Source organism: Nocardia sp. NPDC060220, assembly GCF_042727815.1.
In the GTDB taxonomy this organism is placed as follows: Bacteria; Actinomycetota; Actinomycetes; order Mycobacteriales; family Mycobacteriaceae; genus Nocardia.
Map to the genome: position 1 here is coordinate 1 of NZ_JBHWZY010000221.1, position 8,896 is coordinate 8,896.

6 protein-coding genes are annotated in these 8,896 nt (G+C 69.7%); 4 read left to right on the forward strand and 2 right to left on the reverse strand.

The features are described 5' to 3' along the window. Positions 1–632 (forward strand): DUF2398 family protein (locus ACFWF3_RS13990; RefSeq protein ID WP_379313975.1); only part of this gene is annotated, 632 nt, incomplete at its 5' end. Positions 633–634: 2 nt separating this feature from the next. Beyond that, positions 635–5,041: an SbcC/MukB-like Walker B domain-containing protein gene (locus ACFWF3_RS13995; RefSeq protein WP_379313976.1), complete on the forward strand. Its 4,407-nt coding sequence runs from the start codon at positions 635–637 to the stop codon at positions 5,039–5,041. A 38-nt stretch (positions 5,042–5,079) separates the two neighbouring features. Here ACFWF3_RS13995 and ACFWF3_RS14000 read toward each other — a convergent pair whose 3' ends face one another. Continuing rightward, positions 5,080–6,060, reverse strand: a complete 981-nt coding sequence (locus tag ACFWF3_RS14000) for a helix-turn-helix transcriptional regulator (protein ID WP_379313977.1) — start codon at positions 6,058–6,060, stop codon at positions 5,080–5,082. A 63-nt stretch (positions 6,061–6,123) separates the two neighbouring features. On the opposite strand from ACFWF3_RS14000, the gene ACFWF3_RS14005 reads away from it, so the two are divergent. Beyond that, complete coding sequence (locus tag ACFWF3_RS14005) at positions 6,124–6,543, forward strand: RidA family protein (RefSeq protein WP_378988207.1); 420 nt, start codon at positions 6,124–6,126, stop codon at positions 6,541–6,543. A gap of 142 nt (positions 6,544–6,685) precedes the next feature. On the opposite strand, the gene ACFWF3_RS14010 is transcribed toward ACFWF3_RS14005, so the two are convergent. Next, complete coding sequence (locus ACFWF3_RS14010; protein ID WP_379313978.1) at positions 6,686–7,648, reverse strand: helix-turn-helix transcriptional regulator; 963 nt, start codon at positions 7,646–7,648, stop codon at positions 6,686–6,688. Positions 7,649–7,733: 85 nt separating this feature from the next. On the opposite strand from ACFWF3_RS14010, the gene ACFWF3_RS14015 reads away from it, so the two are divergent. After that, a complete protein-coding gene (locus ACFWF3_RS14015; RefSeq protein ID WP_379313979.1) occupies positions 7,734–8,873 on the forward strand; it encodes an epoxide hydrolase family protein in 1,140 nt (379 codons plus the stop codon). Positions 8,874–8,896: the final 23 nt, after the last annotated feature.

Genomic DNA, 8,896 nt, shown 5'->3' on the forward strand with positions numbered 1-8,896 from the left:
GCGAGGTCGAACACTGCACCGGCTTGCGCGCCGAACGCCGGGCCGAAGGTGTGGCGCTGATCGACAACTCGGGACGACTGTCCGATACCCGCTTCCCCGGCACCGGAACCCTGGCGCAGGTGGCGCTGTTGTTGATCGGCGAGATCGCCGACACGGTCCTCGACATCGACAACCCGATCCCCCGGCGCCCCGGCGCGCTCATCCCCGATGACACCCTGCTCGCGCACCTCGATGCGTCCATCCCCACTGCGGGCGTGTTCGCCCCGCTCGCCGAGGACCTCGAAACCAGCACGCCGGCCCCGGATTTCACCGACGACCTCGACGACCTCGAACCCGTCACCTATCCGTTCCTCGACGACGCCTGGGTGCGCACGACCGTCACCGCGCTCACCGACCGCTACGGCGCGACCTTCGCCGCCCAGTGGCAGGCCGATGTCGGCGGGCTCACCACCGAGGTCCTCGCGCTGCTCACCAAGCTGCGGCTGATCCGGCCGGTCGAGGACGGGCTGCTGGTATTGCCCGCGCTGGCCAGATATCGCGGCGCGGTGGTCACCGTGCGTGTGCGCAAGGCCGAGGAATTGTTCGTCACCGCCGCCGATACCGACGGCAGCACCGGAGAGGGAGGGGTCTGAGCATGTCACTCATTCACGGCGGAGTGCGGTTCGTCCCGACCCGGGCCGGCATCGTCAACCTGTGGGACTACCGCGACCAGGAGTTCAGTTTCGCCGACGGGCGCCTGGTGCTGCGCGGTCCCAACGGCTCCGGCAAGACCAAGGCCCTGGAAGTGTTGTTCCCGTTCGTCCTGGACGGACGGATCGAACCACGCAGGCTGAACCCGTTCGCCGGTGAAGAACGCACCATGAAGTCGAATCTGCTCTATCGCAAGCAGGAATCGGCCTACTCGTATGTGTGGATGGAGTTCGCGCGCGGCAGCTGGGACGACCCGGAGACTGTCACCGTCGGCATCGGCATGCGCGCCACCCGCTCGTCGGACAAGGTGACCCGCTGGTACTTCGTCGCCGACGGTCGCGCCGGGGTCGACTTCTCGCTCATCGGTCCCGACGACCGCCCGCTCACCCGCAAGCAGTTGGCCGAGCAGATCGGCAGCGACGCCATCGTGGACCGGCCCGTCGAGTACCGGGCGGCGATCGACGCGCGCATGTTCGGGCTCGGCGTGCAGCGCTACGACCAGCTGATCAATCTGATCCTCACCCTGCGCAGGCCCCAGCTCGCCAAGAATCTCGACCCGCGCGGCCTCTCCCAGGCACTCACCGACGGCCTTCGGCCCCTCGACGAGCAGTTGATCCTCGACGCCGCACGCTCGTTCAGCGATATGGAGGAGGTCGGCCGCACCCTCGACGGGCTCGTCCAAGCCGATACCGCCACTCGCCGATTCGTCGATGTGTACCGCAAATACCTTGCGGTACAGGCGAAAACGGACGTCGACCAGCTCCGCGCCCGCCTCGATGCCGTGACCAACGCCGCCACCGCGCTCTTCGCCGCGACCGCTCTGCGTACCCGCCGCGACACCGACCGCACCGAAGCCGAGACCAGGGCCGAGAACGCCGACCAGGCCTATGAGCAGGCCATCGCCGACCGCGAGAATCTCCAGCGCTCCAGCGCCTACGAGGGCAAACAGCAACTCGACGACCTGGCCGACGCCGTCCGCCGCCTCGAAACCTCCGCCGCGGCCCACCGCGACAAGGCCGCCGAAGCCTCGCACACGCTGCAACGCCGCGCCGAGGAAGCCTCTCGCGCCACCGAAGCGGTCCGCACAGCGGCCGCCGCCCTCGTCCGCGGCGAAGACGCGGTCCGTGCCGCCGCCGAAGAGGCGGGCATCGAATGGACCCCACCGAGCGCCGAGGGCCGCGGCGACCAGTTCACCGCGGCGGTGCGCGGCCACGCGGAGGAACGTGATGCCGACGTGCGTGCGGTGCGACAAGCAGTGGGCAAGTGGGAAACCGCCGCCGCCGACCGCACCCGCTCCGAGCGCCTGGCCGAACGCGCTGTCGAACTGCGCGACTCGGCCGCCGCCGAAGTCGCCCATGCCGAAGCCGCGGTCGCCTTGGCCCGCAGCGAATCCGCCGCCGCCCTGCGCACCTGGTGGAACGCGCACAGCGAGATCTTCGGGGCCGTTGCCGAACCAGGGGCGCACGACGGTCGCTCGGACGCCAATCCCGACGGACAGGACGGAAAAGGTGAACGTCGCCGAAAGGTGACGTCCGACACCACCGCCGGCTTGTTCGCAGCGCTCGACACCGCCATGGCCGGTGCGGGCGTGGAGGACATTCCCTCCGCCTCCGAGGTCTTGTCCGAGTGGTGCGAGCCGCTGCGCGAGCAGATCCGCACCCGCCGCGAGCAGGCGCGCTCCCGTGCCACCGCCGCTGCCGTGCGCCGCGATGCCCTGGTCGCCGAACGCACACAGATCGCCGCCCAGCACGACGACGCTCCCCCGGCCCATCCCGCCAGAACCGGTGTCCGCGAAGGACTTCCGGGTGCGCCGCTCTGGCAGCTGGTGCGGTTCGCCGACTCGGTGTCCCCGCGGGATGCGGCCGGTATCGAGGCGGCACTGCAGTCCAGCGGTCTCCTCGACAGCTGGATCTGTGGCCCGAGTCTGCCCGCCGGCATCGACTCCGAGCACTTCCTGCTGCCCTTGCCGATCGATCAGCGCCCGTCCGGCCGTACTCTCGCCGATGTCCTTGTCGTCGAGGACGATTCGGCCGATCTCACCGTGCCTACCGAGACCGTTGCCGCGGTGCTGGCCTCCATCGCCCTCCACGACACATCCGCACAGCCGGGTACGACGACCGATGACACGCCGGACGCAGAACGATCCGTGTCCGGCGATGCCACTCGGCTGGTCACCGGCGCCACCCTCACCGCACTGACCACTGCCGCCGCGCCGCAGGTCGTGGTCGGCCTCGCCGGAACTTTCCGGCAGGGCGTTCTGATCGGACACCACCACAAGCCCGAAGCCGAGTTCATCGGGACCACCGCGCGAGCGCGCAGGCGTGAGTCCCGGCTCGCCGAGATCGAGGCGGCGATCGAGGCCGCTACTGCCGAACATCAGGCGGCAAGGGACGAAGATAGTTGCGCCACTGCCGAATTGGCCGCGCTGTCGGCCGGCGCCAAGGCACTGCCGCGCCCGTCGGCGGTGACGTCTGCCCTGCGTGCCGTGTCCGAGGCCGCCGGCCTGATGCGGTCGAGGGTGGAGGCCGCCACCCAGTCCGAGCGCGAACTCGACCAGGCCGTCGCCGAAGTCGCGGCCCTGGACAAGAAGGTGCGCGCAGCCGCCCAAGCGCATCGAACCCCGCGCGAGGCACGCGAACTCGACGCGCTGGCCGCCGCGATCCGCCATTTCGAGAACACCGGTACGGGACTGCTCCGCCTACGCGCCGAACACGAACGCGAGCGCGAACGCGAACGCGAGGGCGCCGACCGGCACGACGAGGCGCGGGCACTGGCCGAGGCGTTCGCCGAAGAGGCCGAGGCTGCCCGACTGGGCTACACCGAGCAGCAGCGCAAACTCGAAACGCTGCGCGAAGCGCTGGGCGCCAGTGCCGCCGACATCGACCGCGATCTCGACCTGGCCCGCGGTGCCATCGAGGCGGCCAAGGCCGAGCAGCGGGCCGCGCGCAAGGCCGCCAATGCCGCCATCGAAGCGGTCGGCGATGCCGAGGCGGCCTCTCGCACCGCCAACGAAGCGCTCGCCACCGCACTCACCGAAGTGCTCGCCGAGGTGCGTTCACTGGCCCCGTACGCCCGACCCGACCTGTTGAGCCTGCTCGGCGCCTCGGTCGAACACCGCTGGCCCAGTAGCGATGCCGCGTGGTCCACCCCGGAGCAACTGCAGTACCGCATCGTCGCCGCGGGGCCGGAAACCGATCCGGTGGTGCTGCCCGACGAGGTGGCCGCCCTGTTCGCCGACCTCGACACCGCCACCAGCCAGGTCCGCGCCACCGAGGCGGGTCGCAAGTCCACCCGGTCCGCGGTCACCACCGCTCTCCAGGAATTCGACGCCGCGCTCACCGCCTCCGGCCGCGACTACCGGCTGAACTGGGACGCCGCCGACGGACTCACCGTCGTCGCCGTCCACGACGAGAACGGCCAGGCCGCCCTCGCCGACTTCGCCGCCCGCATCGACGCCGCCCGCCGCGACCAGGAACTGCTGCTCACCGATGCCGAGCGGCGCATCCTCGAAGACGCGCTGCTCACCGGTCTGGCCCAGCAGATCCACGAACGCACCACCGACGCTCGCGAACTCATCTCCCGCATGGGCGCGGAGATGAAGCAGCGGCGGATGTCGTCGGGCAACACCATCGGTGTGCACTGGATCCTCGCCGACGGGTTGTCGGAGTCCGCGCGCTCCATGTGCAAACTCCTCGACCGCGACACCACCGCCCTGAGCCCGGAAGACCTCGGCTCGGTGCGCGCCCACTTCGCCGCCGAGATCCGCGCCGCCCGCACCGCGCACCCGGAGCGTTCGTACCCCGAAATCCTCGCCGCGACTCTCGACTACCGGACGTGGCGAGTCTTCTCCTTCACGCTGATCTCCGGCGACGGCACCGAGGACAAGCTCACCGTCGCCCGGCACAGCGCCCTCTCCGGCGGCGAACAGTCGGTCTCCCTGCACCTGCCCCTGTTCGCCGCCGCCCACGTGATGCTCGACTCCGCCGACCCGCAGGCGCCTCGCCTACTCGCTCTCGACGAAGCCTTCGCCGGCGTCGACGACAACGGTCGCAGCGAATTGCTCGGCCTCAGTGTGCAATTCGACCTCGACCTGTTCATGACCGGCTACGACCTGTGGATCACCTACGCCCACGTTCCCGGCTGCGCGCACTACGACCTGGCCCACTCCACCGCCGAGAACACCGTCAGCGCGACCCTTCTCGTCTGGGACAGCGGTGAGCTTCTCGCCGAACACGACGGCGGCGACCTCACCACGGCGCTGGGCTCCCCCAACCGCCGCCGAGTTCCCAACACGATCGAGGGCGGGTTGACCCTGGAAGGGATGCCGGGCGAACCCGCTCCGGTGGGCTGATCAGCGGTACGGGTTCGCCCAGCGCGCGCCGAAGAGAATCATCGTTCTGATGACACCGCGTAGCGGGCCGCGATCGCTGCGGCACGGTCGCGCAGGGTGGTGCGTAACCACTGCGGGGCAACGACTTCCGCGTTCGCGGCGAGCTGCCACATCGCCCATTCGGCGTGTCGGCGATCCTGGAAGGCCACTTCCAGCCGCAGTCGCCCGTCGTCGTCCGCTTCTTCGCGGTGGACAGCCACCGCGGTGCCGACCAACTCCTCGCGCCGCACCGGATCGACCAGAACCCGTACGGTGACGAGATCGCCGCCTGCGCGAAAGCGGGCGCTGCGCTCCTGCCAAGCCCGGTCCAGATCGACCCGGTCCGGTCGCTGGGCCGGTTCGGCGAGCGCCTCGGCGGCCACGACCCGCGACAGCCGGTAGGTGCGGTCCGCGCCGGATCTGGTGGCGAGCAAGTAGCCTTGGCCTCGGACGGTGACCAGGCCGATCGGGTCCACCGTGCGCCATGCCGGGCTCTGGTCGACGGCGGCGTAGTGGATGCGCAGCTTGTGTCCGGCGAGCACCGCGCGCCGGACCTCGCTGACGATCGTGTCGGGCAGCTCCTCGGCATCCAACCGGCGCGAGAGCAGATCGGTCTCGGGATCGATGAGCAATCGTTCGGCCGCGTCGCTCGCGGTCTCCCGATAGCTTTCGGGCAGCGCGTCGACCACCTTGAGCATGGCCGACGCGAGCGCCGAGCCGAGCCCGAATGCCTGTGCGCCACGCCGTGATCCGGCGATCAGCAAGGCCAGCGCCTCCTCGTGGTTCAGCCCGGTCAGCTCGGTCCGGAATCCGGGCAGCAGCGCGAACCCGCCGTGCCTGCCCCGTTCGGCGTAGACCGGAACGCCCGCCGTGGACAGCGCCTCGATATCGCGCAGCACAGTCCGGGTGGACACCTCCAGTTCGCGAGCCAGGGTGTCCGCCGACAGCTGACCGTGCCGCCGCAGCAGCAGCACCAGGGAGACCAACCGGTCAGCTCGCATACGAAAAACTATGCCAGGAATACACGACACAGGATGTCGTGTATTCCTGGCAGGTTCATCGCCATGACAAACATCGACCACGCGCGCCACACCATCGTCAACCCCGACGGCCTGCACGACCCGACCCCCTTCGGCTACAGCCACACCGCCGTCATCCCCGCTGGTACCGAACTGGTTCTCGTCTCGGGACAGTACGGATCCCGACCCGACGGCGCGGTCGTCTCCCCCGACTTCACCGAGCAGGTCGACCAAACCTTCCGTAACATCGCCACCGCCCTGGCCGCCCACGACCTCGACCTCAGCCACGTCGTCCAGCTCCGGACCTACGTCGTGAATCACGACGTCAGCAAACTGGGCCCCATCGCAGGTGCCGTCCAAGCGAACTGGGGCACAACCCCTCCCACCCAAACCCTCATCGGCGTCGCGAGCCTCGCCACCCCCGATGTCCTGTTCGAGGTCGAAGCCGTCGCCGCCCGCCCCTGAGTGTTCTCCGCACCTGCATCGGGCTGTCGAACCCGGTGCAGGTGGGGAGAGTTACCGGGCCGCTTTCCTCACGGGCAGATGGTCGATGGCGGCAACCTCATCGGTGACCATCCGAGACGCTCGAACGAGCACGGGCGGTCGCTCAAGCACCCAGGGCGGCTTGCAGGCGACTCGTGAGGGCACGCAATGCCGCGGTCAGTTCAGGCGAATCATGGACGCGGAACGGCACTCCCAGGGACGTCAGTTGTCCGGCGAGCCAGGTGGGGTCGTCGTCTCGGGTGGCGGTGAGGCGGCAGGTGGTGTTGCTGTCGGCGCGAAGGGTGTTCGGTTCCTCGCCGAGCCGGCCTGCGATTCGGCCGCGTGGAGCTTCGATGGTGACATCCACCTGGTATTCGGGTGTGGCCCAGTCGGTTCGGCGGCCTGCGACGTAGTCGGCCGGGTCGGCGGCGGGGAGGTCGCGGGGGGCGATCCGGGCGCCGGTGGGGTGGGGGGTTTCGATGCGGTCGGCGCGGTAGCTGCGCCAGGCGTCGCGGTCGAGGTCGTAGGCGACGAGGTACCAGCGGCGGCCTGCGGCGGCGACGCCCGCGGGTTCGGTGTGGCGGCGGGACTCGGCGCCGGTGGCGTCGCGATAGGTGAAGCGGAGGCGTTCTCGGTTGGTGACGGCGGCGGCGAGGGTGGTGAGGACCTCCGGGTCTACGGTGGGGCCCTCGCCCGCTCGGACCGTGACCGCCGCGCCGACCACGCGCACTCGTCTGCGCAGTGTCGCGGGCAGGACTTGTTCGAGTTTGGTCAAGGCTCGCACCGACGCGTCCTCGATGCCCGCGACCGCCTGTCCCGCGGCGACTCTCAGCCCCACCGCGACGGCGACGGCCTCGTCCGCGTCGAGGATCAGCGGTGGGAGCGCCGAGCCCGCGGTGAGCCGGTAGCCGCCTGCCGCACCCATCGCGGCGACTACCGGATAGCCCAGGTCGCGCAGGCGGTCGATGTCGCGTCGCACGGTCCGATCGGTGACGCCGAGCCGGTCGGCCAGTTCGCTGCCCGGCCACTCCCGTGGCATCTGCAACAGGGAGAGCAGGCGGAGCAGGCGGGCGGCGGTGTCGGTCATGTTTTCCATTCTCGCGCACATCTAGGACCAGAACTGTCCTAGATAGTCGATAACGTCGACATCACACCGACGACGAGGAGTCCCGATGACCACCATCCGCCCGTTCCACATCGACATCCCCCAGGCCGACATCGACGATCTGCACGACCGGCTGAGCAGGGCGCGCTGGGCGGCTCCGCTGCCGGGCGAGGGCTGGGAACGCGGCATCCCCACCGAGTACCTCCGCGAGCTCGCCACGTACTGGGCGAACGAATTCGATTGGCGGGCACAAGAAGCCGCGCTGAACGCGTTTCCCCAGTTCATCACCGAGATCGACGGCCTCGACGTCCATTTCGTGCACGTGCGCTCCCCCGAGCCCGACGCGGTGCCGCTGCTGCTGACCCACGGCTGGCCCAACTCGTTCGTCGAGTTCACCCGCACCATCGGCCCGCTCACCGATCCGCGCGCTCACGGTCTCGATCCCGCACTCGCCTTCGACGTGGTGATCCCGTCCGTCCCCGGCTTCGCCTTCTCGGCGGCGCCGCGCGAACCCGGCATGACCACCGCACGGGTCGCCGCGATGTGGGCCACTTTGATGGACCGCCTCGGCTATGACCGCTACGGCACGCAGGGCGGTGACCTCGGCGCCTACGTCGCGCCGGAGATGGCGCTCGCCGCCCCGGAACATGTGATCGGCGTGCATCTCGACGGCGGGATCGGCATGCCGACCGAGGCCGACGTGCCCGCGATGTCGGCCGATGATCGCGCGCAGTGGGCGCAGATGCAGCAGTGGATGACCGGCGGCGTCGACCACCACGCCCTGTTGCGGGCGGCCCCGCAAACGTTCGCCCTCGGCTGGAACGATTCGCCGGTCGCACTGCTGGCGTGGATGATGCAGAAGTTCCAGGAGTTCGCCTATATGGCCGACCGCGCCGAAGACGTGATCGAGCGCGACCACCTGCTGACCAATATCGCCCTGTACTGGTTCACCCAGACCACCGGCACCTCGTCCTGGCCGATGTACGACGGACTGCGCACCGGCGGCGGGTTCGGCTGGCCCACCGACCAGAACCTGGTGCCGACCGGCGTCTACGGTGGCGGTTCACCGCTCATGCGCACACTCGCCGATCACGGCAACAAGATCACCCATTGGCCGTCGGGAAATCCGGGCAACCATTTCGTCGCGATGGAAGAACCCACCGCGCACGTCGCCGACATCCGGACCTTCTTCGCCGGGCTGCGCTGAGCCCTCGTGGCAGTGCACACGGG